Annotated in this window: 22 protein-coding genes and 1 tRNA gene; 13 read left to right on the top strand and 10 right to left on the bottom strand. The window is 73.0% G+C overall.

Annotated elements, in window-relative coordinates; translation table 11 throughout:
* Window positions 1-109: 109 nt before the first annotated feature.
* The 4 genes from thrC to argS all read right to left on the bottom strand — a co-directional run bounded on the left by thrC (window position 110) and on the right by argS (window position 5,652).
* Entirely contained in the window at window positions 110-1,159 is a 1,050-nt protein-coding gene (gene thrC, locus ACLQ2U_RS24320) for a threonine synthase (protein WP_425753060.1), read from the bottom strand.
* Window positions 1,160-1,276: 117 nt separating this feature from the next.
* Window positions 1,277-2,590, bottom strand: coding sequence for a homoserine dehydrogenase (locus ACLQ2U_RS24315; RefSeq protein ID WP_425753105.1), 1,314 nt, complete (start codon window positions 2,588-2,590; stop codon window positions 1,277-1,279).
* Between the two features lie 8 nt (window positions 2,591-2,598).
* Window positions 2,599-3,981 carry a diaminopimelate decarboxylase gene (lysA, locus tag ACLQ2U_RS24310; RefSeq protein ID WP_425753059.1) on the bottom strand — a complete coding sequence of 461 codons (1,383 nt, stop codon included), beginning with the start codon at window positions 3,979-3,981 and terminating at the stop codon, window positions 2,599-2,601.
* Between the two features lie 6 nt (window positions 3,982-3,987).
* Complete coding sequence (gene argS, locus ACLQ2U_RS24305; RefSeq protein WP_425753058.1) at window positions 3,988-5,652, bottom strand: arginine--tRNA ligase; 1,665 nt, start codon at window positions 5,650-5,652, stop codon at window positions 3,988-3,990.
* 97 nt (window positions 5,653-5,749) lie between these two features.
* Here argS and ACLQ2U_RS24300 point away from each other — a divergent pair, with 97 nt between their 5' ends.
* The 4 genes from ACLQ2U_RS24300 to ACLQ2U_RS24285 all read left to right on the top strand — a co-directional run bounded on the left by ACLQ2U_RS24300 (window position 5,750) and on the right by ACLQ2U_RS24285 (window position 8,394).
* On the top strand, window positions 5,750-6,562 hold the full coding sequence (locus ACLQ2U_RS24300; RefSeq protein WP_425753057.1) for a DUF3105 domain-containing protein: 813 nt from the start codon (window positions 5,750-5,752) through the stop codon (window positions 6,560-6,562).
* A 9-nt stretch (window positions 6,563-6,571) separates the two neighbouring features.
* Complete coding sequence (locus tag ACLQ2U_RS24295; protein WP_425753056.1) at window positions 6,572-7,240, top strand: DUF305 domain-containing protein; 669 nt, start codon at window positions 6,572-6,574, stop codon at window positions 7,238-7,240.
* Window positions 7,241-7,418: 178 nt separating this feature from the next.
* Window positions 7,419-8,114 carry a winged helix-turn-helix domain-containing protein gene (locus ACLQ2U_RS24290; protein ID WP_425753104.1) on the top strand — a complete coding sequence of 232 codons (696 nt, stop codon included), beginning with the start codon at window positions 7,419-7,421 and terminating at the stop codon, window positions 8,112-8,114.
* A 208-nt stretch (window positions 8,115-8,322) separates the two neighbouring features.
* A tRNA-Arg gene (locus ACLQ2U_RS24285) sits at window positions 8,323-8,394 on the top strand.
* Between the two features lie 490 nt (window positions 8,395-8,884).
* On the opposite strand, the gene ACLQ2U_RS24280 is transcribed toward ACLQ2U_RS24285, so the two are convergent.
* Window positions 8,885-10,357 (bottom strand): MFS transporter, encoded by a 1,473-nt coding sequence (locus ACLQ2U_RS24280; RefSeq protein ID WP_425753055.1) that lies wholly within the window; start codon window positions 10,355-10,357, stop codon window positions 8,885-8,887.
* Window positions 10,358-10,465: 108 nt separating this feature from the next.
* Between ACLQ2U_RS24280 and ACLQ2U_RS24275 the strand changes: the two genes are divergently transcribed.
* The 5 genes from ACLQ2U_RS24275 to ACLQ2U_RS24255 all read left to right on the top strand — a co-directional run bounded on the left by ACLQ2U_RS24275 (window position 10,466) and on the right by ACLQ2U_RS24255 (window position 16,966).
* Window positions 10,466-10,873, top strand: coding sequence for a winged helix-turn-helix transcriptional regulator (locus tag ACLQ2U_RS24275; protein WP_425753053.1), 408 nt, complete (start codon window positions 10,466-10,468; stop codon window positions 10,871-10,873).
* Window positions 10,874-11,617: 744 nt separating this feature from the next.
* Window positions 11,618-13,165 (top strand): multiple monosaccharide ABC transporter ATP-binding protein, encoded by a 1,548-nt coding sequence (gene mmsA / locus ACLQ2U_RS24270; protein ID WP_425753052.1) that lies wholly within the window; start codon window positions 11,618-11,620, stop codon window positions 13,163-13,165.
* A complete protein-coding gene (gene mmsB / locus ACLQ2U_RS24265) occupies window positions 13,162-14,460 on the top strand; it encodes a multiple monosaccharide ABC transporter permease (protein WP_425753051.1) in 1,299 nt (432 codons plus the stop codon). The genes mmsA and mmsB overlap by 4 nt, the downstream gene beginning before the upstream one ends.
* A 53-nt stretch (window positions 14,461-14,513) precedes the next feature.
* A complete protein-coding gene (locus ACLQ2U_RS24260) occupies window positions 14,514-15,614 on the top strand; it encodes a substrate-binding domain-containing protein (RefSeq protein ID WP_425753050.1) in 1,101 nt (366 codons plus the stop codon).
* A 113-nt stretch (window positions 15,615-15,727) separates the two neighbouring features.
* Window positions 15,728-16,966, top strand: coding sequence for an ROK family transcriptional regulator (locus ACLQ2U_RS24255; protein WP_425753049.1), 1,239 nt, complete (start codon window positions 15,728-15,730; stop codon window positions 16,964-16,966).
* Between the two features lie 43 nt (window positions 16,967-17,009).
* Here the strand turns inward: ACLQ2U_RS24255 and ACLQ2U_RS24250 are convergent, their stop codons facing one another.
* The 3 genes from ACLQ2U_RS24250 to ACLQ2U_RS24240 form a co-directional block, all read right to left on the bottom strand.
* Entirely contained in the window at window positions 17,010-17,513 is a 504-nt protein-coding gene (locus ACLQ2U_RS24250; RefSeq protein ID WP_425753048.1) for a hypothetical protein, read from the bottom strand.
* 177 nt (window positions 17,514-17,690) lie between these two features.
* On the bottom strand, window positions 17,691-18,650 hold the full coding sequence (locus ACLQ2U_RS24245) for a DNA polymerase domain-containing protein (protein ID WP_425753047.1): 960 nt from the start codon (window positions 18,648-18,650) through the stop codon (window positions 17,691-17,693).
* A gap of 48 nt (window positions 18,651-18,698) precedes the next feature.
* Complete coding sequence (locus ACLQ2U_RS24240; RefSeq protein WP_425753046.1) at window positions 18,699-19,460, bottom strand: isocitrate lyase/PEP mutase family protein; 762 nt, start codon at window positions 19,458-19,460, stop codon at window positions 18,699-18,701.
* Window positions 19,461-19,512: 52 nt separating this feature from the next.
* Between ACLQ2U_RS24240 and ACLQ2U_RS24235 the strand changes: the two genes are divergently transcribed.
* The 3 genes from ACLQ2U_RS24235 (at window position 19,513) to ACLQ2U_RS24225 (ending at window position 23,828) form a co-directional block, all read left to right on the top strand.
* Window positions 19,513-20,919: a PLP-dependent aminotransferase family protein gene (locus tag ACLQ2U_RS24235; RefSeq protein ID WP_425753103.1), complete on the top strand. Its 1,407-nt coding sequence runs from the start codon at window positions 19,513-19,515 to the stop codon at window positions 20,917-20,919.
* 145 nt (window positions 20,920-21,064) lie between these two features.
* Window positions 21,065-21,625 carry a TetR/AcrR family transcriptional regulator gene (locus ACLQ2U_RS24230; protein WP_425753045.1) on the top strand — a complete coding sequence of 187 codons (561 nt, stop codon included), beginning with the start codon at window positions 21,065-21,067 and terminating at the stop codon, window positions 21,623-21,625.
* A gap of 13 nt (window positions 21,626-21,638) precedes the next feature.
* The gene (locus ACLQ2U_RS24225) at window positions 21,639-23,828 is read left to right on the top strand and encodes an MMPL family transporter (RefSeq protein ID WP_425753044.1); all 2,190 of its coding nucleotides are present in this window, start codon (window positions 21,639-21,641) and stop codon (window positions 23,826-23,828) included.
* 22 nt (window positions 23,829-23,850) lie between these two features.
* Here ACLQ2U_RS24225 and ACLQ2U_RS24220 read toward each other — a convergent pair whose 3' ends face one another.
* Window positions 23,851-25,107 carry an erythromycin esterase family protein gene (locus ACLQ2U_RS24220; RefSeq protein WP_425753043.1) on the bottom strand — a complete coding sequence of 419 codons (1,257 nt, stop codon included), beginning with the start codon at window positions 25,105-25,107 and terminating at the stop codon, window positions 23,851-23,853.
* An 80-nt stretch (window positions 25,108-25,187) separates the two neighbouring features.
* Between ACLQ2U_RS24220 and ACLQ2U_RS24215 the strand changes: the two genes are divergently transcribed.
* Window positions 25,188-25,379, top strand: a complete 192-nt coding sequence (locus ACLQ2U_RS24215) for a DUF2795 domain-containing protein (protein ID WP_425753042.1) — start codon at window positions 25,188-25,190, stop codon at window positions 25,377-25,379.
* Between the two features lie 13 nt (window positions 25,380-25,392).
* On the opposite strand, the gene erm is transcribed toward ACLQ2U_RS24215, so the two are convergent.
* Window positions 25,393-26,223 (bottom strand): ErmE/ErmH/ErmO/ErmR family 23S rRNA (adenine(2058)-N(6))-methyltransferase, encoded by an 831-nt coding sequence (gene erm, locus ACLQ2U_RS24210; protein WP_425753041.1) that lies wholly within the window; start codon window positions 26,221-26,223, stop codon window positions 25,393-25,395.
* Between the last annotated feature and the right edge of the window lie 194 nt (window positions 26,224-26,417).

Genomic DNA, 26,417 nt, shown 5'->3' with positions numbered 1-26,417 from the left:
CACTCCTGGGAGAGGGTCTACGGGGTACGCAAAGTGTGCCCGACCCGATCTCCCCCGCCCCCGCCGGGTGCCGCCGGCCGGGCGGGGACACCCGGGGGGCCGGCGCCGCTCAGACGAGGTCGAGGCAGCGGGCGGCGGCCAGGGCGTCGTTGGCGATCGTCACCGGGGCCGGGGCGGTGGAGATGGCCCACTCCGGGTCCTTGAGGCCGTGCCCGGTGACCGTGCAGACGACCGTCGAGCCGGCCGGGATCCGGCCCGCCGCGGCCTGCTGGAGCAGCCCGGCCACGCTGGCCGCGCTGGCCAGCTCGACGAAGACGCCCACCTCGCGGGCGAGCAGCCGGTACGCCGAGAGGATCTCCCGGTCGGTGACCGCGGCGATCAGCCCCTGCGAGGCGTCCCGGGCGTCGACCGCCTTGGTCCAGCTGGCCGGGTTGCCGATCCGGATCGCGGTGGCGATGGTGGACGGCTCGTGCACCACCTGGCCGGTGACGATCGGCGCGGCCCCGGCGGCCTGGAAGCCGTACATCTTCGGGGCCTTCGTGGCGTTCCCGAGGCTCAGGTCCTCGGAGTAGCCCATCCAGTAGGCGGAGACGTTGCCCGCGTTGCCGACCGGCAGGCAGTGGATGTCGGGGGCGTCGCCGAGCGCCTCGACGATCTCGAAGGCGGCCGTCTTCTGGCCATGCAGCCGGTCGGGGTTGACCGAGTTGACCAGGGCCACCGGGTAGTCCTGGGCGAGCTTCGAGGCCAGCGCGAGGCAGTCGTCGAAGTTGCCCTGCACCTGGAGCAGCTTCGCGCCGTGCACCAGCGCCTGGGCCAGCTTGCCCAGCGCGATCTTGCCCTGCGGCACCAGCACCGCGCAGGTGATCCCGGCCCGGGCCGCGTACGCCGCGGCGGAGGCGCTGGTGTTGCCGGTGGAGGCGCAGATGATCGCCTTGTCGCCGGCCTCGACCGCCTTGGAGACCGCGACGGTCATGCCGCGGTCCTTGAACGAGCCGGTCGGGTTGGCCCCCTCGACCTTGAGGTGCACGTCGCAGCCGAGCCGGGCGGAGAGCACCGGCGCGGGCAGCAGCGGGGTGTTCCCCTCGTGCAGGGTGACGACGGGGGTGGCGTCGGTGACCGGCAGCCGGTCCCGGTACGTCTCGATCAGACCCCGCCACATGTCGCTCTCCTCGCCTCTACCGCCGCCCCGGTCGCGTCGGGGCCCCCTCCAGCGTGGCCCAGCCTCCCGGACCGGGCTCCGGCGCACTTGCCCTTAACCACCAGGCGAGACGCCGGGTTACGCCCCGCCCTCGACCCGCAGCACGCTGGCCACCGAGCGGACGATGTCCAGCCCACGCAGCTCGCGTACGGTCGCGGCGAGCGCGGCGTCCGGGGCGACGTGGGTGACGATGACCAGGTCGGCGTCCTCGCCCCGGCCGGCCGGCCCGCCGCCCGCCGGACCCTGCCGGACGGTGGCGATGGAGACGTCGTGCCGGGCGAAGACCCCGGCGACCGCCTCCAGCACACCCGGACGGTCGGCCACGTCGAGGCTGATGTGGTAGCGGGTCAGCGCCTCCCCCATCGGCCGCACCGACAGGTCGGCGTACGCGGACTCGCTGGCCGCCCGCGCCCCGGCGAGCCGGTTGCGGGCGACCGCCACCACGTCGCCGAGGACCGCGCTGGCGGTCGGCGCGCCGCCGGCGCCCCGGCCGTAGAACATCAACTGCCCGGCCGCCTCCGCCTCGACGAAGACCGCGTTGAACGCGTCGCCGACGCTGGCCAGCGGGTGGGTCAGCGGGATCATCGCCGGGTGCACCCGGACGCTGACCGTCTCCCGGCCGGCGCCGTCGGTGCCCCGGGCGGCGATGCAGAGCAGCTTGATGGTGCAGCCCATCGCCTTGGCGCTGGCCACGTCGGCGGCGGTCACCTCGGTGATCCCCTCGCGGTACACGTCGGCGGCGCCCACCCGGGTGTGGAAGGCCAGCGAGGCCAGGATGGCGGCCTTGGCGGCGGCGTCGAAGCCCTCCACGTCGGCGGTCGGGTCCGCCTCGGCGTACCCCAGCTCGGTGGCCTCCTCCAGCGCCTCGGCGAAGCCGGCGCCGGTCGCGTCCATCGCGGAGAGGATGAAGTTGGTGGTGCCGTTCACGATGCCGGTGACCCGGTTGATCCGGTCCCCGTGCAGCGACTCGCGCAGCGGGCGCAGCAGCGGGATCGCCCCCGCCACCGACGCCTCGTAGTAGAGGTCGGCGCCGCCCTCGGCGGCCGCGTCGTGCAGCGCCGCGCCGTCCTCGGCGAGCAGCGCCTTGTTGGCGGTGACCACGCTCTTGCCGGCCCGCAGCGCCTCCACCAGCCAGCCGCGCGCCGGCTCGATGCCACCGACCACCTCGACCACCACGTCCACGTCGTCGCGCTTGATCAGCCCGAGCGGGTCGGTGGTGAACAGCGCCGGGTCGACCGGCAGGTCGCCGCGGTCCCGGCCGACCCGGCGTACGGCGATGCCGGCGATCTCCAGCGGAGCGCCGATCCGGGCGGCGAGGTCGGCCGACTGCTCGTGCAGCAGCCGGACCACCTCGCTGCCCACGGTTCCGCAGCCGAGCAGCGCCAAACGCACAGGTGACGTCATCCAACATCCAATGCGAGCAGGTCCTCTTCGGTTTCCCGCCGGACGATCAGGCGCGCCCGCCCGTCGCACACCGCGACGACCGGGGGCCGGGGCACGTGGTTGTAGTTGCTGGCCATGCTCCGGCAGTAGGCGCCCGTGCCGGGCACCGCGACAAGATCTCCGGGCTGCACGTCGGCGGGCAGGAATTCATCCTTCACCACGATGTCCCCGGACTCACAGTGCTTTCCCACCACGCGGGCGAGCAGCGGCTCGGCCGCCGAGGCCCGGTTGGCCACCGTGGCCGAGTACGAGGCGTCGTAGAGCGCGGTGCGGATGTTGTCGCTCATCCCGCCGTCCACGCTGACGTACGTCCGGATGCCGTCGACGTCCTTGACCGTGCCGACCTCGTAGAGGGTGAACACGGCCGGGCCGACGATGGCCCGCCCCGGCTCGATCGACAGGTGCGGCACGGCCAGCCGCTCGGCCGCACACTCCGAGTCGACGATCTTGCGCAGCCGCTTGGCCAGCTCCTGGGGCGAGGCCGGGTCGTCCTGGGTGGTGTACGCGATGCCGAAGCCGCCGCCCAGGTCCAGCTCGGGCAGCTCCACCCCGCGCGCGTCGCGGATCTGCGCCTGCAGGGCGAGCACCCGGCGGGCGGAGACCTCGAAGCCGCTGGCGTCGAAGATCTGCGAGCCGATGTGCGAGTGCAGGCCGCGCAGGTCGAGCACGCCCTCGTCGATGACCTTGAACGCCGCCGCGGCGGCCGCCCCGCCGGCCAGCGAGAAGCCGAACTTCTGGTCCTCGTGGGCGGTGGCGATGAACTCGTGGGTGTGCGCCTCGACGCCGACGGTGACCCGGATCAGCACACCGGGGCGTACCCCGCGCTCGCGGGCCAGCGCGGTGAGCCGGTCGATCTCGGTGAACGAGTCGAGGATGATCCGTCCCACCCCGGCGTCCAGCGCCCGGGTCAGCTCGGCCACCGACTTGTTGTTGCCGTGGAAGCCGATCCGCTCCGCCGGCATCCCGGCCGAGAGCGCGGTGGCCAGCTCGCCGCCGGTGCAGACGTCGAGGTGCAGGCCCTCCTCGGCGATCATCCGGACCACCGCCCGGCAGAGGAACGCCTTGCCCGCGTAGTAGATGTCGACGTCCGGGAAGGCGGCACGGAAGTCCCGGCAGCGCGAGCGCAGATCGTCCTCGTCGAGCACGTACAACGGGGTGCCGAACTCGGCGGCGATGTCGCGGACGGAGCGGCCCGCGACGGCGAGCACGCCGTCCGCGGCCCGCACGACGTTGCGCGGCCACAGCTGCGGCACCAGGGCGTTGACGTCACCCGGGGTACGCAGCCAGGCCGGCCGGGTGCCGATGTCGCCGTGCAGGGCACCGGCTTCGTGAGCGCGCATGGGTGGTTACATCCTCTCGGGGGCGGACACGCCGAGCAGCCGCAGGCCGTTGGCGATCACCGTCCGGGTGGCGTCGTTGAGCCAGAGCCGGGCCCGGTGCAGGTCGGTGACCTCCTCGTCGCCCCGGGGCAGGATCCGGCAGTTGTCGTAGAACCGGTGGTACGCCCCGGACAGGTCCTCCAGGTAGCGGGCGACCCGGTGGGGTTCGCGCAGCTCGGCGGCGGAGGCGACCACGGCGGGGAACTCGGCGAGCGCCTTGAGCAGCTCGTTCTCCTTCTCGTGGTCGAGCAGCTCGGGGTGGAAGGCGTCCGCGTCGCCCCGGCCGAGCCCGGTCTCGGCGGCGTTGCGGCCGACGCTGGCCGTCCGGGCCGCGACGTACTGGACGTAGTAGACCGGGTTGTCGCGGGTGGCCCGGGTCCACCGCTCGACGTCGATGTCGATCGGGGAGTCGCTGGAGTAGCGGGCCAGCGCGTAGCGGGACGCGTCCACGCCGATCGCGTCGACCAGGTCCTCCAGGGTGACCACGGTGCCGGCCCGCTTGCTCATCCGCACCGGGACGCCGTCGCGGACCAGGTTGACCAGCTGGCCGATCAGGATCTCCAGGTTGCGGTCCGGGTCGTCGCCGAAGCAGGCGGCCATCGCCTTCATCCGGCCGATGTAGCCGTGGTGGTCGGCGCCCAGCATGATCACGACCCGCTCGAAGCCACGCTCGCGCTTGTCCAGGTAGTAGGCGCAGTCGGCGGCGAAGTAGGTCCACTCGCCGTTGGACTTGCGCAGCACCCGGTCCTTGTCGTCGCCGAAGTCGGTGGTGCGCAGCCAGGTCGCCCCCTCGGCCTCGAACAGGTGACCCTGCTCACGCAGCCGGTTGAGGGCCAGCTCCAGCTCGCCCTGGTCGTGCAGGTCCTTCTCGTTGAAGTAGGTGTCGAACTCCACCCCGAACTGGCGCAGCGAGGTGCGAATCTCGTCGAACATCAGCGCGACGCCCTCGACCCGGAAGACCTCCTCTGCGGCGGCGTCGTCCAGCTCCAGCACGTCCGGGCGGCGGTTGCGGACCTCGTCGGCGATCTCGGCGATGTACGCGCCGCCGTACCCGTCCTCCGGCGCCGGCTCGCCCTTGGCGGCGGCGAGCAGCGAACGGGCGAACCGGTCGATCTGGGAGCCGGCGTCGTTGAAGTAGTACTCGGTGCCGACCTCAGCGCCGGCGGCCCGGAGCAGCCGGCTCAGCGCGTCGCCGACGGCCGCCCAGCGGACCCCGCCGATGTGCACCGGGCCGGTCGGGTTCGCCGAGACGAACTCCAGGTTGATCTTCTCGCCGGCGAGCCGGTCGCTGCGGCCGTACTCCGGGCCGGCCTCGACGATCACCCGGGCGAGCTGGCCGGCGGCGGCCGCGTCGAGCCGGATGTTGAGGAAGCCGGGGCCGGCGATCTCCACCGACTTGATTCCGCGCGCCCGGCCGAGCTGTTCGGCGAGCGCGGTGGCCAGCTCCCGCGGCGGGACGCCCACCTTCTTGCTGAGCTGGAGCGCCAGCGTGGAGGCGTAGTCGCCGTGCTCCGGGTTGCGCGGTCGCTCCACCGCCGTGCGCGCCGGGAGCGCGGCGGGGTCCAGGCCCCGCTCGGTGAGGACGGCGTGGGCTGCGGAGAGGACGACCTCGGCGAGTTCTGCAGGAGTCACCGAACCATGTTATCGGGGGTAGACTCGGGCATTCGGCGGCGACCCTGCGCGTCACCCGGCCCGCCAATCCCCTGACCGACCGACCTGACGAGGCACGATGAGCATCAGCACCCCGGGCGGCCCTGAGCGCCGTCCGACCGTGGTCAGCACCGGCAAGAAGCCGGCGGCTGGCCGGCCCGCGTCCGGCGCCAAGCCCGGGGCCGGCAAGTCGGCGGGCGCCCCCCGCCCGACCTCGGGAGGCAAGGGCCCCCGCAAGCCGGTCACCCCGGTCAAGGTGAGCCAGGGCCGCTCCTGGGGCCCGATCGCGCTCTTCGTCGCCGTCGGCGTGATCGCCGCGTCGATCATCGGCTACGGCGCGTTCGCGGCCTTCCAGGGCTCCAAGCCGTGGGAGAAGCGGGCCGCCGACATCGACGGCATCGTCGACTTCCGCGAGAAGGACGCCAAGCTCGTCCAGGGCGGCCAGCACCAGCAGGGCCCGATCAAGTACGACGTGAACCCGCCGGTCGCCGGCCCGCACAACGCGGCCTGGCAGAACTGCATGGGTGACGTCTACGACGCCCCGATCGCCAGCGAGCACGCGGTGCACAGCCTGGAGCACGGCGCGGTCTGGATGACCTACCGTCCGGACCTGCCGGCCGACCAGGTGGCGAAGCTCAAGAGCAAGGTGCAGGGCCAGGAGAAGCTGATGCTCAGCCCGTTCGAGGGGCTGGACAAGGCGATCTCGCTGCAGGCCTGGGGCTACCAGCTCAAGGTCGACAACGCCGACGACGGCCGGATCGACGACTTCATCAAGACGCTGCGGGTGAACGCCTCGGTCGAGGGCCCGACGGCGCCCTGCAGCGAGGGCATCACCGCCACCGGCACCACCCCGCGTGACGCGGGCGCCATGCCCCAGCAGCCCACTCAGTAAGGACGGCCGATGACCGCTCCCACGATGACGGAGAGCGCGCCCGACGAGATCCCGGCCACCGCCGACGGCGACCGGCGGTCCGCGCGCCGGTTCGGCGTCCTCGCGCTGGCCGCCGCCGTCGTGGTCGGCCTCCTCCTCGGGTACGCGGGCGGCCTGCTGACGCCGAGCCTCACCCGCCCGGGTGACACCTCGGCCGAGGCGGGCTTCGCCCGGGACATGACCAGCCACCACGCGCAGGCGGTGGAGATGGGGCTGATCGCCTTCCAGCGGGGCACCGACCCCGAGGTGCGCCAGATCGGCGGCGACATCGCCAGCGGCCAGCAGGGCGAGATCGGCACCATGCAGACCTGGCTGCGGTCGTGGGGGCTGGACCCGACCGGCTCCGCGCCGCGGATGGCCTGGATGCCGGACGGCGCCGGTCTGGTGCGGAACGGGCTGATGCCCGGCATGGCCACCCCGGAGGAGATGGCCAAGCTGCGGGCCGCCCAGGGCCGGGAGCTGGACGTGCTCTTCCTGAGAATGATGATCAATCACCACCTCGGCGGGATCCACATGCTCGACGGCATCCTCGATGCCGGCGGCGACGACGACGTGCTCAAGGTCGCGCGGACCATGAAGAACACCCAGCAGACGGATCTGACCAACCTGCAGAACGCGCTCAAGCGCCTGGGCGGCTGACCGGCCGTCCGGCGTGGCCCGAGGCCCGCGTACCGCTCCGGCGGACGCGGGCCTCCGTGCGTCGGCCCTCCTTTTTGCCCGTTTGATAACTATTGTGACGTCCGACCCATTGCGCTCGTTGGAGACTTTTCTCCCCACATATCGTGACCAGTTGCGATTCGGGCTCGTTGCGCAGGACGTGGGGGTTGCACTCAGAGACGCGCGGCGTTCGGTCACCAGCTGGTGCCGGCGCCACACCATCGGCGGTGACGGAGCGGTGGCAGCCATCCGTCGCGGACACCGGCAGGGCGAGTCGGGAACGCTCAGCCGCGAACAGGAACTCGAACTGATCGACGCGCTGCGGGGCGTCCACCCCGACGAGTTCGGGCTGGACGAGGAGCTCTGGACGCGGCAGAGCCTCACCACGCTGATCCAGCGCCGGTTCGACCTGGCGATTGACGCCGGCACGGTCGGGGCGTACCTGCGGGCCTGGGGGCTGGGTCCGCGGGAGCCGCGGGAGCGCGCCTGCGGCCTCTGCGTCGGCGCGGTGGAGCGCTGGGTACGCAGCGAGTACCCGGCCATCATCCGGGCCGCCCAGGAGCACGACGCCGAGGTCCACTGGATCGGCCGGGTACGGCTGCGCGGCACCATGCCGGCCGCGGACGTGATCTCGGCGGTGTCGTCCCGGGGGCGGGTCCGGTTCATGGTGACCACGCCCGGCGTCGACGCGCCGCTCCCCCGCGACTTCGTGTTGCGGCTCAGCGGCGCCGAGGAGCGCACGGTGCACGTGATCGTGGACGGCTCCTGGCCGAAGAACGAGTGGCCGCGCCGGCTGCCCCGCCGCGTCGTGCTGCACCCGCTGCCCAGCTGCGGCCGCGCCCTCGCCGCCGCCTGACCCGGCTCCCACCGCCTGATCCACCCCGGGTCGCCGACACCGCCACGTCGGCGACCCGGGGGGTTTTTCAGCGGCGCGACGCCGCCCCGTCGGCGACACGGGGCATCCCAGCGGCGCCGCCAACGCAGATGTCGCCGACCCGGAGTGGATCACCGGAGACCGATTCGGCGATCGCGGAAGGGGTTTGCTACTCTTCTCGGGTCGCTGAGCCCCCGTAGCTCAGGGGATAGAGCACCGCCCTCCGGAGGCGGTGGCGCAGGTTCGAATCCTGCCGGGGGCACGACCGATGCGCAGCACAAAAAGGCCGCTGACCAGGGCGAACCCGGTCAGCGGCCTTCATCGTGTGTCCGGCTGTGTCCGGCCATCAGCGGCCGGCGGCGGGCGTCTGTGCCGAATGCGTGCCGAAGTCGACCGCGCTTCTCCGCCTCGACAGGCGTTTGCCCAGCTCAGGAGCGCATGCCGAGCAGATGAGGCACGTCCCTCGCACGCCTATCGCGTCGCCGGGCATTCCTGGTGATCGGCCGGCACGCCGATCCGGCGGCCCTCGACGCGCTGGTCCGGGTGCTGCGTGCCGTTGATCGGCCCTGACCCACGCCGAGGCCGCCGAGACCAGCCGGCTCGAGCCGGGGACGGCGCGGGACCAGAAGCGCGGGCCGCGAGCGCGGACGCGGACCGGGGACGGCGCGGGACCAGAAGCGCGGGCCGCAGGCCGGACGCGGACCGGCGCGACGCGGGGTCCGTCCTCGCGCCGCGCCGGACGTCGCGCCCGGTCAGTGAGCCAGTTCGCCGGCCGGCTCCCGCACCGGGACCGACTCGCCGACCTCCGCCGGCGTCGGTCCGGCCGACCGGCGGCGCAGGGTGGCCAGGGCGACCAGCAGGGCCGCGGTGACCAAAGCGGCTGCCACGGCGAAGGCGGTCCGGTAGCCGGCGGCGAGGGCGGCGACCTCGGTCCAGCCGGCCCCCCGCAGGCCGTCGGTGCGGGTGGCGGCCAGGGTGGCCAGCGCGGCCACCCCGAGCGCGCCGCCCACCTGCTGGGTGGTGTTGACCAGCCCGGAGGCCAGGCCGGCGTCGGCCTCGCTGGCGCCGGCCATCGCCAGCGTGGTCACGGCCGGCAGCGACAGCCCACCGGCGAGGCCGAAGAGCAGCATCGCGGGGAGCACGTCGGCCAGGTAGCCGCCGTCGGCCGGTAGCCGGGCGAACAGCAGGAACGCGACCAGGGCGAACGCCAGCCCGGTGAGCAGCACGGCCCGGGCACCGTACCGGGCCATCAGCCGGCCGGCGAGGCCGATCGAGACCGCCCCAATCATCAGCGGAGCGGGCAGGAAGGCCAGCCCGGTGGCCGCCGCGTCGAGCTTGAGGACCACCTGGAGTTCCACTGCGAGCAGGAACTGGAGGCCGAGGAACGCGGAAACCATGAGGAACTGGACCGTGTTGGCGGCCACCAGGCCGGGGGTGCGCAGCACCCTCGGCGGCAACAGCGGGGTGGCGGTCGCCCGCTGCCGCAGCGCGAAGCCGCCGAGCAGGACAGCGGCGAGCGCGGCGGCGCCGAGCGTGCGGGCCGACGTCCAGCCGTGCTCACCGGTGCCGACGATCGCCACCACGGCGGCCATCAGTCCGGCGGTGACCAGCACCGCGCCGATCAGATCCAGGCCGGCCCGCAGGCCGATGCCCCGGTCGGCCCCGATCAGGCGTACGGCGGCCAGCAGGATCACCACCCCGATCGGCAGGTTGATCAGAAAGATCGCCGGCCAGCCGGCGAGGTCGGTGAGCACGCCCCCGGCGAGCATGCCGAGCGAGGCGCCGGCGGCCCCGGTGAAGCTGAAGACGGCGATGGCCCGGGCCCGCTCGGCCGGTTCCGGGAAGAGCCGGACGATCATGCCGAGGCTGACCGCCATGGTGAGCGCTCCGCCGACGCCCTGGAGGAAGCGGGCGGCGACCAGCACCCCCGGCCCGGTCGCCACCGCGCAGAGCAGCGAGGCGAGAGTGAAGAGCGCGACGCCGGCGAGGAAGACCTGCCGGCGGCCGAGCAGGTCGCCGAGGCGCCCGGCGAGCAGCAGCAGCCCGCCGAAGGCGACCAGGTAGGCGTTTACCACCCAGGCCAGGCCGGTCGCGGTGAAGCCGAGGTCGCGCTGGATCGCCGGCAGCGCCACCGCGACGACGGTGCCGTCCAGAATGATCATCAGGCTGCCGGCGCAGAGCACGAGCAGCGCCGGCCAGCGGGACGGGACGGGACGGGTCATCATCAGATGTCTCCTTGGTGCACGGTTTGTTACCGACACCATCATCTGTGACCATGGGGCGGAGCGTAAGGAGGCACTTTCATGTCCCAGGGGAACAGCAATGTGTCCGTGATGCCCGGCCGCTTGACGAGGTGCGAAGCCAGCGACGGCCCCTTCGCCCCCGGCCAGGCGAAGGCGTGCACGGTCCGCGAGGTGCTCGACCGGGTGGGCGGCAAGTGGAGCATCGGCATCCTGGTCGCCGCGTCCCAGGGTCCGGTGCGCTTCACCGAGCTGGAACGGCAGATCGAGGGAATCAGCCGGCGGATGCTCACGCTGACCCTGCGCAACCTCGAGCGCGACGGTTTGCTGCACCGGCGGGTGTACCCGACGGTGCCGCCGAAGGTGGAGTACACCGCCACCCCGATCGCACTGGAGCTCTACGAATCACTGGTCGCCCTGACCAGCTGGGCCGAGCGGCACCACACCGCGGTCGCCGACGCCCGGGGCGCCTACGACCAGGCGCACGGCACGACGGACTGAATGATCGGCACGATCTGGGCGGTCAGACGCCGGCCGGGTAGGTCTCCATTCCGCCGGAAGTGGTGAGGGCGGGAAGCGGGTGCAGGGCGAGACATCCCGCTATGGCGATCCGCGGGTTCCCCGGTTCAGTAAGTGCCCCGCCCGAACCGGAGTCGTCCGACTTGCGTCCCCTACGGACGATGTCAGGCGCGCCAAGCACCTCGGTGATCCACGCGTAGTCTGCGATACGGCCCCGCGTGCCGAATACGTGCCCAACCCGTGAAGCCAACACCGCCGAGCCGGCAGGTTTGCGCAGGTCAGCGTCCGGATACCCACCGACGCGCCCACCGCCCTCCGGAGGCGGTGGCGCAGGTTCGAATCCTGCCGGGGGCACACACAGACGAACACGCGAAGATGCCCCGGTGCGCGCACCGGGGCATCTTCGCGTTCACCGCCGTGGAGGGGCTGCCGGAACGCCCGGTGGGCGACGACGTCCCGGTGGACCGGCCAACCGGTCTGGGCGCGAAGGCTTCCTGGCACCCCGCGCCGACCGTCAGGCAGCCGGGTGGGATGCGACGTGATGAGGGCTTTCGCCCCGGCTGCGGGGGCAGAGCACGTCTACATTGCCGGATTGTTACATCTCCGGGCGGCCGGAGCCTTGCGAATCATCTTCCGCTCGGAATACGTTGCCGTCGACAACAAAACCAAGCGAAGGTCATAACCCCTTCCGGAGGCATCCATGACGTTGGCGAGGTGGTGGCAACCATGAGCGACGTGCCCATCCTCCTGGAGATGCGCTCCATCACCAAGGAGTTCCCCGGAGTCAAGGCCCTCTCCGACGTCAACCTGGTGGTGCGCGCCGGCGAGATCCACGCCATCTGCGGCGAGAACGGCGCCGGCAAGTCCACCCTGATGAAGGTCCTCAGCGGGGTCTACCCGTACGGCACGTACGACGGCCAGATCACCTACCAGGGTGCGGAGACCCGCTTCTCCGACATCCGCGCGAGCGAGCACGCCGGGATCGTGATCATCCACCAGGAGCTCGCGCTCATCCCGCACATGTCGATCACCGAGAACATCTTCCTCGGCAATGAGCCGCGCAGGCGCGGTGCGATCGACTGGAAGTCCGCGAACCGGATGGCGCTGGACCTGATGGCCCGGGTCGGCCTGCAGGAGGACCCGGACACCCTGGTCAAGGACATCGGTGTCGGCAAGCAGCAGCTGGTGGAGATCGCCAAGGCGTTCGCCAAGGACGTCAAGCTGCTGATCCTGGACGAGCCGACCGCCGCGCTGAACGAGGCCGACTCCCGGCACCTGCTGGACCTGCTGCGCGGCTTCCGCTCGCGCGGCGTCACCTCGATCATGATCTCGCACAAGCTGAACGAGATCGAGGCGATCGCCGACCAGATCACCATCCTGCGTGACGGCAGGACGGTCGAGACGCTGGACGTCAAGGCGGACGGGGTCGACGAGGACCGGATCGTGCGGGGCATGGTCGGTCGCGAGCTGAGCAGCCGGTTCCCGGACCACACGCCGAAGGTCGGCGAGGTCTTCTTCGAGGTCCGCGACTGGAACGTCCGGCACCCGATCTCCGCCGAGCGCCAGGTCTGCAAGAACGAGAGCTTCGTCGTACGCCGCGGCGAGATCGTCGGCTTCGCCGGCCTGATGGGCGCGGGGCGCACCGAGCTGGCGATGAGCGTCTTCGGCCGCTCCTACGGCGTGTACGAGTCGGGCACGATCGTCAAGGACGGCAAGCAGATCGTACTGAAATCGGTGGCCGACGCGATCACCCACGGGCTCGCGTACGTCAGCGAGGACCGCAAGGCGATCGGCCTCAACCTGCTCGACGACATCAAGGCGTCCACGGTGGCCGCCAAGCTGTCCAAGATCTCGCGCCACGGCGTCCTCGACGAGGTAGCCGAGTACAAGGCGGCCGAGGCGTACCGCAGGGAACTGCGGACCAAGGCCCCGACGGTCGACGAGAGCGTCTCCAAGCTCTCCGGCGGCAACCAGCAGAAGGTCGTCCTGGCGAAGTGGATGTTCACGGACCCCGACCTGCTGATCCTCGACGAGCCGACCCGTGGCATCGACGTGGGCGCCAAGTACGAGATCTACGGCATCATCCAGCGGCTCGCCGACCAGGGGAAGGGCGTCGTCGTCATCTCCTCGGAACTGCCTGAGCTGATCGGGCTCTGCGACCGCATCTACACCGTGTTCGAAGGCACCATCACCGGCGAGATCGCCCGGCAGGACGCGGACCCGGAGACCCTCATGAAGCAGATGACCTCGACGAAGAAGATGCAGACACAATGAGCCGATTGAAGGACCTGCAGAAGAACCTCTTCGGAGGCACCACCTCCAACGCCCGCCAGTTCGGGATGATCTTCACCCTGGTGGCGATCGTCGTCCTGTTCCAGATCCTGACGGACGGCCTGACCCTGCGGTCGGACAACCTGATCGCGCTGTTCCAGCAGAACTCGTACATCCTCATCCTGGCCATCGGCATGCTGATGGTGATCGTCGCCGGGCACATCGACCTGTCGGTCGGTTCGGTCGCGGCCATCGCCGGCATCCTGGTGGCCAAGGCGATGGCGGACTGGTCGCTGCCCTGGCCGGTCGCGATCATCTTCGGCCTCGCGATCGGCGCGGTGATCGGCGCCTGGCAGGGCTTCTGGGTGGCCTACATCGGGGTGCCGGCGTTCATCGTCACCCTGGCGGGCATGCTGCTGTTCCGCGGCGGCAACCAGTACATCGGCAACGCGAACACGATCCCGGTGCCCGAGGGCTTCCGGGTGATCGGCTCTGGATTCCTGCCCGAGGTCGGACCGAGCACCGACTACAACAACCTGACGCTGCTGCTCGGCCTGGCCGCGTGTGTCGCCGTGGTGTGGCGGGAGTTGCGGGCGCGCAGGACGCGCCGGGAAATGGACGCGGACGCGGCCCCGCTGTGGATCTCGGTGCTACGGATGGCCGTCATGGTCGGCGTAATCGTCTTCGCCGCGATGCGCTTCGCCAGCGGTCGGGTCGGCACCAGCTTCCCGGTGTCCGGCATCATCCTGGTGGCGCTGGTCATCGCGTACGGGTTCTACACCCGCAACACCGCGGGCGGCCGGCACATCTACGCGATCGGCGGCAACTCCCGCGCCGCCGAACTGTCCGGCGTCAAGCTCAAGCGGGTCAACTTCTTCGTCATGATGAACATGTCCGTCCTGGCCGCACTGGCCGGCATGATCTTCGTGGCCCGTTCGGCGGCCTCCGGGCCGCAGGACGGCAACGGCTGGGAACTGGACGCGATCGCCGCGGTCTTCATCGGTGGCGCGGCCGTCTCCGGCGGCATCGGCACCATCAGCGGCTCCATCGTCGGTGGTCTCGTCATGGCCGTGCTCAACAACGGCCTGCAACTCCTGGGCGTCGGCACAGACTGGGTCCAGATCATCAAGGGCCTGGTCCTGCTGCTGGCCGTCGCGCTCGACGTCTACAACAAGAGCCAGGGGCGCTTCTCCGTCATCGGCAGCATCACCCGCTCGTTCCGCCGTGACGCACCCGCCACACCCCCGTCATCGTCCGACGCGGACCGCGAGCCCGCCCGGACGTCGGTGCCCGGCTGACGGCCACCGACCTCTCTCCCCGTATCACCTCTGTAGAAGGGCACTACCTCCTCATGCGTAGATTCTTTGGCAAGTCGGTGGCGATCGGTGCCATCGCGATGCTGGCCCTGACGGCCTGCGGCTCCGGCCGTGACGAGGAATCCGGCGGCTCGGGCTCCGAGGCCAAGGGCTTCGCGGCCGACTCCCTGATCGGCGTCGCCCTGCCGTCCAAGACCTCGGAGAACTGGGTTCTCGCCGGTGACCTGTTCACCAACGGCCTGAAGGAGGCCGGCTTCAAGAGCGACGTGCAGTACGCGGGCGCGTCGACCACGGTCGCCGACCAGCAGGCGCAGATCACCGCCATGGTCACCAAGGGCGCCAAGGTCATCGTCATCGGCGCGACCGACGCCGCTCAGCTGTCGACCCAGGTCGCCGCGGCGCACCAGGCCGGCGCGAAGGTCATCGCGTACGACCGCCTCATCACCAACACGCCGGACCTCGACTACTACGTCGCGTTCGACAACTTCAAGGTCGGCCAGCTCCAGGGCCAGGCCCTGCTGGAGGGCATGAAGGCCAAGAAGCCGAACGGCCCGTACAACATCGAGCTGTTCTCCGGTTCGCCGGACGACAACAACGCCGGTGTCTTCTTCAACGGGGCCATGGACGTCCTCAAGCCGGAGATCGACAAGGGCAACGTCGTTGTCGCCTCCAAGCAGACCGACGTCAAGCAGACCGCCATCCAGGGCTGGAAGGCCGAGGGTGCGCAGGCCCGCATGGACCAGCTGCTGACCTCGACCTACGGCAACAAGGAGCTGGACGGCGTCCTCTCCCCGAACGACACGCTGGCCCGCGCGATCATCACCTCGATCAAGGGTGCCGGCAAGACCGTCCCGGTCGTCACCGGCCAGGACTCCGAGGTCGAGTCGGTCAAGTCGATCATGGCTGGCGAGCAGTACATGACGATCAACAAGGACACCCGGAACCTGGTCAAGCAGACCATCGCCATGGTCAAGTCGCTGCAGGCCGGTAACAAGGCCGAGGTGAACGACACCAAGTCCTACAACAACGGCAGCAAGGTCGTCGACACGTACCTGCTCCCGCCGGTCGCCGTCACCAAGGCGAACGCGGCCGAGGCGTACGCGAACGACCCGAAGCTCTCGCCGCTCACCAAGTAAGCAGGCAGGGTAGTCATCGACGACCGTTGGGTCCCGGAGTCCTACTTCCGGGGCCCTTCGTCGTCATCACGCCCGGCGAACGACGCGGCATCGACCCGGGAGGAGGCCCGACCGTGGTGACACCTGTGCGGTCCGGGCTCCCCGGGCCCGGCCGCGGCCCGGAGTTCCCCATGCCCTCGGCGCCCGGCGCGAGCCAGGAGGAGATGCGCCGGCAGAACCTCGGCGCCGTGCTGCGCTACGTCCACGTGCACGGTCCGACCTCCCGTGCCGAACTGACCAGCCGGCTCGGCCTCAACCGCAGCACCATCGGCGCGCTCGCGGCGGACCTTACCGCCACCGGCCTCGTCACCGAGGAGGCGCCGACCACCGCCCGCCGCGCCGGCCGTCCCTCGCTGGTGGTGAGCCCCTGCTCCGACCGCGTCTACGCGCACGCGCTGAGCATCGAGACGGACCAGCTGCGCGCCGCCCGCATCGGTCTCGGCGGCCGCATCCTGGACCTGCGCGAGGCCAGCCGCCCCTGCGGGATGTCGACCTTCGACGCCGTCCGCCCGCTGGCCGGCCTCGTCCGCGACATGGAACGCTCCGTCGCCGCCGACGCGCTGTTCGTGGGCGGCGCGGTCGCCGTGACCGACACCACCCGCGGCCCCGGCGGGAAGATCGGGATCGGCGGCGCCGACGAGACACTCGGCACCGCCCTCGAGGCCGAGTTCGCCGCCGGCCCGGGCTTCGTCGCCGGCGACATGGCCGACATCGCCGGCCTCGCCGAACACATCCGGGGCGTGGCGGCGGGCATCAACGATCTCGTCTACCTGCACGGCGACGTGGGCGTCAGCGCCGGCATCATCATCGGCGGCCGGCTGGTCCTCGGCCACCGGGGGCACAGCGGCAAGGTTGGCCACATGGTGGTCAATCCGAACGGCCTGCCCTGCGGGTGCGGTTCACGCGGCTGCTGGGAGACCGAGATCGGCGAGGCGGCGCTGCTGCGGCACGCCGGCCGGGACCCGGGCGAGCGCGGCGCGGTCCTCGAGGTCCTGCGCGCGGCCGCCGACGGCGAGCGGACGGCCCGGGCGGCGGTCCAGCAGGTCGCCGACTGGCTCGGCTTCGGCGTGGCCAACCTGGTCAACGTGGTCAACCCGGACACCGTGGTCTTCGGCGGCTCGCTGCGCGAGGTCTACATCGCCGGCGCGGACACGGTCCGCCGCCGCCTGGGCGCGATGGCGCTGCCCGCCGCCCGCGAGCACGTGCGGTTGCGGGCGGCGGCGCTCGGCCGCGACGCCCCCCTGGTCGGCGCCGCCGAACTGGCCTTCGACAAGCTGCTGGCGGACCCGCTGAACGCCGGGGTCGCGGGCTAGGGCGTCCCGGGACCGGATCCTCGGAGCGCCCGGCCGGCGCGAGTCAGTCGTCCAGGAAGGCCAGGTCGAGCCGGACCACCGCGTCCTGGTCGGCGATCATCTCGATCGCGGTGACCCGCCCGCCGTCGACCGCGAACCGGATCACCACCCGCGGCCGTCCGCCCGGCGCCCAGGCGGCGCCCACCACCCCGTCGACCAGCACCGGACGCGCCGCCCGGGCCCGACCGGAGAAGGTCCGGGCGACCGCGTCGGCGCCGCGCACCTCGGCCGGCGCGCCCGCCCGCACGGCCGCCCCGTCGGCCCGGAGCACCACGTCCGGGTCGAGCACCCCGAGCAGCGCGGCGAAGTCACCGTCCCGGGAGGCGGCCAGGAAGGCCTCCACCACCCGCCGCTGCCGGGCCGGATCCGCCGCCGGGTCCGCGTCGGTCGCCGGGTCCCGGACCCGTCGGCGGGCCCGGCTGGCCAACTGCCGCGCCGCGGCCGGCGAGCGGTCCACGATCGGCGCGATCTCCTCGAACGGTACGGCGAACAGGTCGTGCGAGGACATCGCGGCCAGCCTGAAGGCGCTGGTCGAGGCCGGGGCGGAGACGGTGCAGGGCGTCCGGGACGTCGGCGGCGGCAAGCTGATCGCCACCGTCCGGGACGCCGACGGCAACGTCGTCGGCCTGCTCCAGCCCGCCTGAACCGGCCCCGGGACGCCGGCGGACCGCCGGGAGGCCGGCGCTCAGCCGGCTTCCCGGCGGGCACGGGCACGACGCTTCCCTTCGTGCATGGCCTGCACCCGGGCCACCGGGATGGTCCGCCCCTCGGCGACCAGGTCGGCGGGGAGCCGCTGCGGCGCGGGCATCGCCTCCGCCCACGGGTCCCGCTCGGCGACCAGCGCCGGGACGGTCCGCACGGTGAAGTCCGCCGGCGTCACCGCGGGCAGGTCGTCCCAGGCCACCGGGAAGGAGACCGGCAGGCCCGGTCGGATCCGTGGGCTGTACGCGGCGACCACGGTCGCCCCGCCGGCCCGGGTCGGGTCGACGAAGACCCGGCCGCCCCGGTCCTCGCGGATGAAGGCGGTGGTCGCCAGCGCCGGGTCCAGCCGCTCGGCGTGCCCGGCGAGCGCCCGGGTGGCGGCGGCCGCCTCCTCCGCGGTCGTCTCCCCGACGACCGGTACGAAGACGTGCAGCCCCTTCGCCCCGCTGGTCTTGACCGCCCCGGCCAGGCCGACGTCGGCGAGCGCCCGCCGGACCAGCTCGGCGGTCCCGACGACCGGCCCGAACGCCTCCCCCTCCGGCGGGTCGAGGTCGAGCACCAGGTGGGTGGGGTGCCCGGGGTCCGTCGTGGTGCTCAGCGTCGGGTGGTATTCGATCGCCCGCTGGTTGGCGAACCAGAGCAGGGTGCGCCGGTCGTCGCAGAGCGCGTACGACACCTGCCGGTGCGACGCCTCGGCCCAGACCGAGGTGCGGCGCACCCAGTCCGGGGTGTACTTCGGCAGGTTCTTCTGCATGAACGGGTCCTGGCCGCGCAGCAGCCGGATCACCGAGAGCGGCCGGTCCCGCAGGCCGGGCAGGATCCGGTCGCGCACCGCGTCCAGGTATTCGACCAGGTCCCGCTTGGTTTCGTCACCGCCGGCGAGCAGCGGCTGGTCCAGGTTGGTCAGTCCGACCCCGTCCCGCGTCTCCTCCGCCCCGCTCATCCGCCCACCTTGCCGGCCGTACCGGCCCGGGGCAACCCGACGCGGCGGTCAGCCGGCGAAAGGATCGTCGCCGCTGGCGAGCGCGGCCAGCATCGCGGCGGCCCGGGCCTGGGCGGCGGCGTACACGCCGGCGCCGAGGCTGACCCGGGCCACCCCGAGCCGGGCCAGCTCGGCCACCCCGGGCGTGCCGGCCTGGAGGAGCACGTTCACCGGGCCGCCGGCCGCGGCGACGAAGCGCCCGACCAGCTCCGGGTCGGCCAGCACGATCGGGTAGACGCAGTCGGCGCCGGCCTCCCGGTAGCGCCGGGCCCGGCGGACCGCCTCGTCGAACTCCCCGGCGTGGTCGCCGGTCCCGCGCAGGAAGACGTCCACCCGGGCATTGACCACCAGGTCCGGCCCGGCCGCCGCCCGCACCGCCGCGAGCAGCTCGGCCTGCTCGTCCACATCGCACAGCTGTTTCGTACGCGGGTCGGAGTCCTCCAGGTTGAGCCCGACCGCCCCGGTGGCCAGCAGCCGCTCGACCAGCTCGGCCGGGAGCAGCCCGTACCCCCGCTCCAGGTCGGCGGTGACCGGGACCGCGACCGCCCGGACCACCCGGGTCACCGCGTCGAGCATCTCGGCGACCGGGGTGGTCTCGCCGTCGGCGTGGCCGAGCGACTCGGCTGCCGCGGCGCTGCTGGTGGCGACGGCGGGGAACCCGGCGGCGGCGACCGTCCGGGCCGACCCGGCATCCCAGGCGTTCGGCAGGACCAGCGGGTCGCCGGGGCGGTGCAGGGCGCGCAGTGCGGCGGCGGAAGAGGTGTCGGTCATGGCCCGATTGTCGTCCGGCGGGTGCCCGCACCTAAGCTCCAATCCCGTGCCGATGGACTGGGCCGATTTCGGCGTCGACCTGCACCTGGAGCTGGACGCGGCGGGCGGCCGGCGGTCCGGCCTGGAACGCGCGTTGCGCGCGGCTATCCGCGACGGTCGGCTACCGCCGTCGGCCCGGTTGCCGGCGACCCGGGCGCTCGCCGCCGAGCTGGGCATGGCCCGGGGTACGGTCAGCGCCGCCTACGACCAACTGGTCGCCGAGGGCTGGCTGGTGGCCCGGGTCGGCGCGGGCACCGAGGTGAGCCCGCTGCGACGGCCCGCGCCACCGGGGCCCGCCCCGGTTCCGGCCCCCGCCCCACCCCGGTACGACCTGCGCCCGGGCAGCCCGGACGTGGGCGCCTTCCCGGTCGCCGCGTGGCTACGGGCCACCCGCCGGGCGCTGGCCACCGCCCCGGCGACCGCGTACGGCTACGGCGACCCGCGCGGCCGACCCGAGCTGCGGGAGGCGCTGGCCGGCTACCTGGGCCGGGCCCGGGGTGTGCTGACCGACCCGGAGCGGATCGTGGTCACCACCGGATACGTCCAGGCCCTCGTCCTGCTCACCACCGTGCTCCGGGACGCCGGCCGCCCGGCGCTGGCGATGGAGGACCCGGGGCTGCCGTTCCACCGGGAGGTGGTGCGCCGCCAGGGCGGTCGGGTGCTGCCGCTGCCGGTGGACGACCAGGGCGCCCGGACCGGGCTGCTCGGCGCGGGCGACCTGGCCGACGTCGGGGCGGCGGTGGTGACCCCGGCCCACCAGTACCCGACCGGGGTGACCCTGCACCCGGCCCGCCGGCACGCGCTGACCGGCTGGGCCCGGGACGCCGACGCCCTGGTGGTCGAGGACGACTACGACGGCGAGTTCCGCTACGACCGGCAGCCGGTGGGCGCGGTGCAGGGCACCGCGCCGGAGCAGGTCGCCTACGTGGGCACCGCGGCCAAGACCCTGGGGCCGGCGCTGCGGCTGGCCTGGCTGGTCCTGCCGGCCCGGCTGGTGGAGCCGGTGGTGGAGGCCAAGCGCCACCTGGACGTGCAGACCGAGGTGGTCGGGCAGCTCGCGCTCGCCGACCTGATCACCAGCCACGGGTACGACCGGCAGGTGCGTACCGTCCGCCGCCGTTACCGCCAACGGCGGGACCTGCTGCTCGACCGGCTGGGCCGGCGGGCGGCCGTGGGCGGGGTCTCCGCCGGGCTGCACGCCACCGTCGCGCTGCCCCCGGGCGGGCCGACCGAGGCGGAGGTGCTGGCCGGGGCCGCCGCCCGGGGGCTGGCGCTGACCGGGCTGGACGCCCACCGGCACCACCCCGGGGCGGGCCCGCCCGGCCTGGTCGTCGGGTACGCCACCCCACCGTCGCACGCCTATCCGGCCGCGCTGGACGAGCTGGCGACGGTGCTGCGTGCCGCCGCCTCGCGGCGCTGACCGCGGCGCAGGGTGAGCACGGCGACCAGTAGCGCGGCCGTGACCAGGGGAGCACGCCCAGGACTGAACCGGTGTGGCGAACGCCACCGGAGTGCCCTGACCGATCGGTCAGGGTCTGACCGATCGGTCAGGCATGCTGGTACGCATGGCACGGACGACCCCGCAGACGCACGGCGAGATCCTGGCCGCCGCCGCCCGCCGGTTCGCGGTGACCGGCTACAAGGGCACCTCCCTGCAGGACATCGCCCGCGAGGTGGGCTGCTCCAAGGCCGCCGTGCTCTACCACTTCGCCAACAAGGAGGCCCTGCTCGCCGAGCTGATGGCGAAGCCGATCGGCGTGCTGCGGGAGCTCGACGAGCGGATCGTGGCACTCGACGGGGTCGACGCCCGACGCGTCGCCGCCGAGGGCTTCGTCGACCTCGCGGTGCGCTTCCGCCGCGAGATCGCGCTGCTCCGCGGCGAGTTCCCCGAGCTGCTCCAGCAGCCGGCCTTCGCGCACGTCCAACGCATCTCCGAACGGCTGCTCGACGCGCTGGCCGGCCACGACGACCGTCCCGCCGCCCGGATCGCGGCGCTGGTCGTACTCGCCGGGATCCCGGAGGCGTGCGCCGAGTTCGTCGACGTGCCCGACGACGAGCTGCGCCCCGCCCTGCTGGCGATCGCCCGGCGGGTGCTGGCCCCGACCGACCCACCCGTCAACGATTGAGGACAAGGACCTGATGGCGACCCTGCTGTACCGGCTCGGCCGGGCCTCACTGCGCCGCCGGCGACTCGTCGTCGCCGTCTGGCTCGTCGTACTCGTCGGCCTCGGCTTCGCCGCGGCGACCCTGCGCGGCCCGACGGCCAGCAACTTCACCATGCCCGGCACCGAGTCGCAGCAGGCCATCGACCTGCTCGCCGAGCGGTTCCCGGCGGCCAGCGGCGCCACCGGCACCATCGCGGTGAAGGCGCCGTCGGACGGCCAGCTCGTCACGCCGGAGGGGCAGACCGTGGTCAGGGGCGTCGTCCAGGAGGCGGCGACACTGCCCGGCGTGGTCGGCGCGGTCGACCCGTTCCAGGTCCAGGCGATCTCCCCCAACGGCCGGTACGCCCTGGTCCAGGTGCAGTTCGCCAGCCGCGCGGACGAGGTCACCGACGACCAGCGGGAGGCGTACGAGAAGGTCGGCGCGGCGGCCGCGGCGCCGGGCTGGCAGGTCGCGCCCGGCGGTGAGGTGCTCAACTCCGAGCCCGAGGTCGGCTCGACCGAGGCGCTGGGCGTGGCGGTCGCCGCGATCGTCCTGATCGTCACCTTCGGCTCGCTGGTCGCGGCCGGCATGACCATGCTCAACGCGCTGATCGGCGTGGGTGTCGGCATGGCCGGCCTCTTCGCGCTCAGCGGCGTGGTCGAGCTGACCAGCACCGCGCCCATCCTGGCCCTGATGCTCGGCCTGGCGGTCGGCATCGACTACTCGCTCTTCATCACCTCCCGGCACCGACAGAACCTGCTCGACGGGCTGAGCCCGGAGGAGGCCGTCGGCCGGGCCGTGGGCACCGCCGGCTCCGCCGTGGTCTTCGCCGGCGCCACCGTGGTGATCGCGCTGGCCGGCCTCGCCGTGGTGGACATCCCGTTCCTCACCGTGATGGGTCTGGCCGCCGCCGGCACGGTGACCGTGGCCGTGCTGGTCGCGATCACCCTCGCCCCGGCGCTGCTCGGCTTCGCCGGCCGCAAGGTGCTCCCCCGGAAGCTGCGCAGGGCCGGGACCGCTCCCGGCACCGACCAGGCCGCCCCCGCCCGCGTGGAGGACCGCTCCGGCTTCGGGTTCCGCTGGGCGCACTGGGTGACGAAGTTGCGGCTGCCCGTCATCCTGGTCGGGCTGCTCGGCCTCGGGCTGCTCGCGCTGCCCGCCCAGGACATGCGGCTGGCCCTGCCGGATGCCGGCGCCGCGCCGGGAGGCACCCCCGCCCGCGTGAGCAGCGACCTGATCCGCGAGGGCTTCGGCCCCGGCTTCACCGGCCGGCTCGCGGTGGTCGTCACCTCCGACTCGCCGCAGGCCACCTCCGCCGCCGTACCGCAGGTCACCGCGCTGATCCAGCGCACCGAGGGCGTGCTGGCGGTGGCCCCGCCGCAGGTCGACCCCTCGGGCCGGACGGCGCTGCTCGGCGTCATCCCGAAGACCGGGCCGACCGACCCGGCCACCGAGACGCTGGTGCACGACATCCGGGACCACGTCGGCGGCATCGCCAACGCCGAGGTGCTGCTGACCGGTGTCACCGCGATCGGCATCGACGTCTCCGAGAAGCTCTCCGACGCGCTCCCGGTCTACCTGCTGCTCGTGGTCGGCCTGTCGATCCTGCTGCTGATGCTGGTGTTCCGCTCGGTCCTGGTGCCGGTCAAGGCGGCGCTGGGCTTCCTGCTCACCGTGGCGGCCACCTTCGGCATCACGGTCGCGGTGTTCCAGCAGGGCCACCTCGCCGACCTGGTCGGCCTGGACACCCCGGGGCCGCTGATCAGCTTCCTGCCGATCCTGCTCATCGGCATCCTGTTCGGACTGGCGATGGACTACGAGGTCTTCCTGGTCTCCCGGATGCGGGAGGACTTCGTGCACGGCGACACCGCCCGGCAGGCCACCATCAACGGGATGGGGCACGGCGCCCGGGTGGTCACCGCCGCCGCGCTGATCATGATCTCGGTGTTCGGTGGCTTCGTCTTCCTCGACGACCCGGTCATCAAGTCGATGGGCTTCGCGCTCGCGATCGGCGTCGCCATCGACGCCTTCGTGGTCCGGATGACCATCGTCCCGGCGGTGATGTCGCTGCTCAACACGAAGGCCTGGTGGCTGCCCCGCTGGCTGGACAAGGTCCTGCCCAACGTGGACATCGAGGGCGAGGGGCTGCGCGCCCACCTCGACCGGCAGCCGGCCAACGTCTGACCTGGCGGGCCTGCCCGGCCGGTCACACGCCGGCCGGGTAGGTCTCCATCTCGCCGAACGCGGTGAGGGCGGGCAGCGGGTGCAGCGCGGTGGTCTCGTCGCACCAGATGAACGCGTCGTACCGGTCGCCGAGCCGGGTCGGCACGTAGTTGCCCCAGGACTCGAAGGTCGGGTCGTAGACCACCCCGATCGCCCGGTGGTCGGCGGTGCCGGTCACCCACTCGGGCTCGTCCGGCCCGCCGAAGACCAGCACCGCCCGCTCCGGCATCAGCTCGTGCAGCCGGCGCTCCACCGAACCCTCCCGGGCCGGCGGCACCACCATCGCCTCGGCCGGGGAACCCCAGCGCGGCGCGGCGACCACCGTCCCCCGGTAGCCGCCGAATCCGATCAGCGCGACCGCGTCCCGGCCCATCCGCTCCCGGGCCAGCTGGCCGATGTTGACCATCCCGTCGGCCGCCATGTCGGTGGCCCGGGCGTCCCCCACGTGCGTGTTGTGCGCCCAGACGATCCCCCGGGAATCCGGGCCGTACCGGTCCAGCAGGCGATCCAGCGTGTCCGCCATGTGGATGTCCCGCACGTTCCACGACTCCGGGCCGCCGTGCACCATCGCCCGGTAGTAGCGCTCCGCGCCGGCCACCACCTCCGCGTTCTGCCAGGCAGAGAAGGCCGCCGGGCCGTCCGCCAGGGCGTGCGCCCGGGTACGCGCCAGCAGGCGTACCACCTCCTCCTCGCAGCGGGCCGAGACGAACCGGCTGGCCGCGCCGTACTCCTCGACCCGCTTGCCGTACGGCTCGAAGCACCGGTACGCCTCCTGCGCCGCCTCCAGCGACCGCGGGTCCTCCTCGCCGAGGTAGTCGAAGATGGCCTGCATCGACTCCCAGAGGCTGTAGACGTCCAACCCGTGGAAGCCGGCCCGCTCCCCCTCCGGGCGCTCCATGTTCCACGCCTTCAGCCAGCGGCAGAAGCGGTCCACCTCGGCGTTCGCCCACATCCAGGTGGGCCAGCGCTCGAAGCGCTCCAGCGCGATACGCGGGTCGGCGGCGCCGCCGGGCGCCCCCACCACCGCACGGTGCACCCGGTCGCAGTCCGGCCAGTCCCCCTCCACCGCCACGAAGTCGAAGCCCTGCTCGGCGATGAGCCGTCGGGTGAGCTGCTCGCGCAGTCGGTAGTAGTCGTGACTGCCGTGGGTCGCCTCACCGATCATGACCACCCGGGCGTCCCGGACGCGCTCCAGCACCGGATCGAAGTCGCTCGGCGCGCCGAGCCGCTGAACCAGCATGTCCGCGGCTACCCGGCGCACTGCCGGGCAAACCGCGGACCCGGAGGTGTGGCCCCCACCAGGGCGGGTAGCCGGGCGGCATGACCGTCACCGGGGTGCAGTTGCGGGAGTACCTGGCCGGGCTCGACTACCCGGTCTCCCGCGAGGACCTGGTCCGCTGGGCCCAGGAGAACGGGGCCAGCACCGAGCTGCTGCAGATGCTGAAGGCGTTGCCCGCCGAGCAGTTCGACGACCCGGCGGAGCTGAACGAGTCCCTCGCCAGCCTCGCCTGAGCTCACCGGACCGTCACGCTGACCGGTCCGGGTCGGCGGCGCGCGGGTCGGCGGGGTGCAGCAGCCGGAACAGCACCAACCACTGCTCCGGCCAGACCAGGCCGACCGGCGTGGCCGGGTCGACCCGGCCCGCCCGCAGCGCGCCGTCCACCTGGGCCCGGGGATGCGCCGCGCGCAGCGAGGCCGCGAGCGAGCCGCCGGCCCCGCCGAAGCCGAGTTCCACCATCCTCCGGTACGCCGGCAGCGCCGCCCGGGGCAGCAGCGGCTCCGGCCGGCGCTCGATGCGCAGGATGCCGCCGTCCACGGCGGGCACCGGGCGGAACGAGGTACGGGAGATCCGGCCGGCCAACCGCCAGTGGTGTTCCGGCCAGGTGAGCACGGTGAGCCGGCTCCACCGGGCGTGGTCGCCGCTGCGCTTGCGGGCGTACTCCAGCTGGGTGAGCAGGGTCGCCGCGCGCAGCCCGGGCGCGGCGAGGCACCAGCGGACCACCGCGGCGGTCAGCGACCAGGGGATGTTCCCGACCACGGCGAACGGCTCGTCCGGCGGGCTCGCGGCCAGGAAGTCGGCCTGGCGGTGGTGGGCGTGCGGCAGCTCCGCGCAGACGGCGGCCAGCTGCGCGGTGACGGCGGGATCGACCTCGTACGCGACCAGCCGGCCGCACCGGGCGGCGAGCGGCCGGGTCAGCTGGCCGCGCCCGGCGCCCACCTCCAGCAGCAGGTCGTCCGGGCCGGGTCGGGCCGCCCGGACCATCCGCGCGACGGCGGCCGGGTCGGCGAGGAAGTTCTGGGACAGTACGCGACGGGACCGGTCGCGTGCGGTGGTGCGGTGTCGGCGGGGCGCCACGGGGATCGTCCTGTCTGTCGCCGGTCGGCGACGGTACGGACAGGCAGCGCACGGCGGGGCCTGTCCGAGCGGATCGGGACTCGGACGACCCTGGAAGTCGGCGTGGGTACGCGGGCGCGACGCACCCGCCGGCCGCGATGAGGCGGCGGCGGTGCGGCGGTTCAAGTCAGGCGCGCGGGGCGTCCCGGCCGGCC

Origin of the sequence: Micromonospora sp. DT47, assembly GCF_049844475.1 — a bacterium.
GTDB lineage: Bacteria > Actinomycetota > Actinomycetes > Mycobacteriales > Micromonosporaceae > Micromonospora.
The sequence above is the reverse complement of the archived record's forward strand: the minus strand, read 5'-3'. Positions and strand labels throughout refer to the sequence as shown.

Excerpts from the sequence above, each read along its gene's own strand:
- ACLQ2U_RS24215 (WP_425753042.1), top strand. The coding sequence starts at position 25,188 with ATGACCGTCACCGGGGTGCAGTTGCGGGAGTACCTGGCCGGGCTCGAC.
- ACLQ2U_RS24235 (WP_425753103.1), top strand. The coding sequence starts at position 19,513 with ATGGACTGGGCCGATTTCGGCGTCGACCTGCACCTGGAGCTGGACGCG.
- ACLQ2U_RS24250 (WP_425753048.1), bottom strand. The coding sequence starts at position 17,513 with ATGTCCTCGCACGACCTGTTCGCCGTACCGTTCGAGGAGATCGCGCCG.
- ACLQ2U_RS24225 (WP_425753044.1), top strand. The coding sequence starts at position 21,639 with ATGGCGACCCTGCTGTACCGGCTCGGCCGGGCCTCACTGCGCCGCCGG.
- ACLQ2U_RS24275 (WP_425753053.1), top strand. The coding sequence starts at position 10,466 with ATGCCCGGCCGCTTGACGAGGTGCGAAGCCAGCGACGGCCCCTTCGCC.
- ACLQ2U_RS24260 (WP_425753050.1), top strand. The coding sequence starts at position 14,514 with ATGCGTAGATTCTTTGGCAAGTCGGTGGCGATCGGTGCCATCGCGATG.
- ACLQ2U_RS24240 (WP_425753046.1), bottom strand. The coding sequence starts at position 19,460 with ATGACCGACACCTCTTCCGCCGCCGCACTGCGCGCCCTGCACCGCCCC.
- ACLQ2U_RS24230 (WP_425753045.1), top strand. The coding sequence starts at position 21,065 with ATGGCACGGACGACCCCGCAGACGCACGGCGAGATCCTGGCCGCCGCC.
- ACLQ2U_RS24300 (WP_425753057.1), top strand. The coding sequence starts at position 5,750 with ATGAGCATCAGCACCCCGGGCGGCCCTGAGCGCCGTCCGACCGTGGTC.
- mmsA (WP_425753052.1), top strand. The coding sequence starts at position 11,618 with ATGAGCGACGTGCCCATCCTCCTGGAGATGCGCTCCATCACCAAGGAG.
- ACLQ2U_RS24245 (WP_425753047.1), bottom strand. The coding sequence starts at position 18,650 with ATGAGCGGGGCGGAGGAGACGCGGGACGGGGTCGGACTGACCAACCTG.
- lysA (WP_425753059.1), bottom strand. The coding sequence starts at position 3,981 with ATGCGCGCTCACGAAGCCGGTGCCCTGCACGGCGACATCGGCACCCGG.
- thrC (WP_425753060.1), bottom strand. The coding sequence starts at position 1,159 with ATGTGGCGGGGTCTGATCGAGACGTACCGGGACCGGCTGCCGGTCACC.
- mmsB (WP_425753051.1), top strand. The coding sequence starts at position 13,162 with ATGAGCCGATTGAAGGACCTGCAGAAGAACCTCTTCGGAGGCACCACC.
- ACLQ2U_RS24220 (WP_425753043.1), bottom strand. The coding sequence starts at position 25,107 with ATGCTGGTTCAGCGGCTCGGCGCGCCGAGCGACTTCGATCCGGTGCTG.
- ACLQ2U_RS24280 (WP_425753055.1), bottom strand. The coding sequence starts at position 10,357 with ATGATGACCCGTCCCGTCCCGTCCCGCTGGCCGGCGCTGCTCGTGCTC.
- ACLQ2U_RS24295 (WP_425753056.1), top strand. The coding sequence starts at position 6,572 with ATGACCGCTCCCACGATGACGGAGAGCGCGCCCGACGAGATCCCGGCC.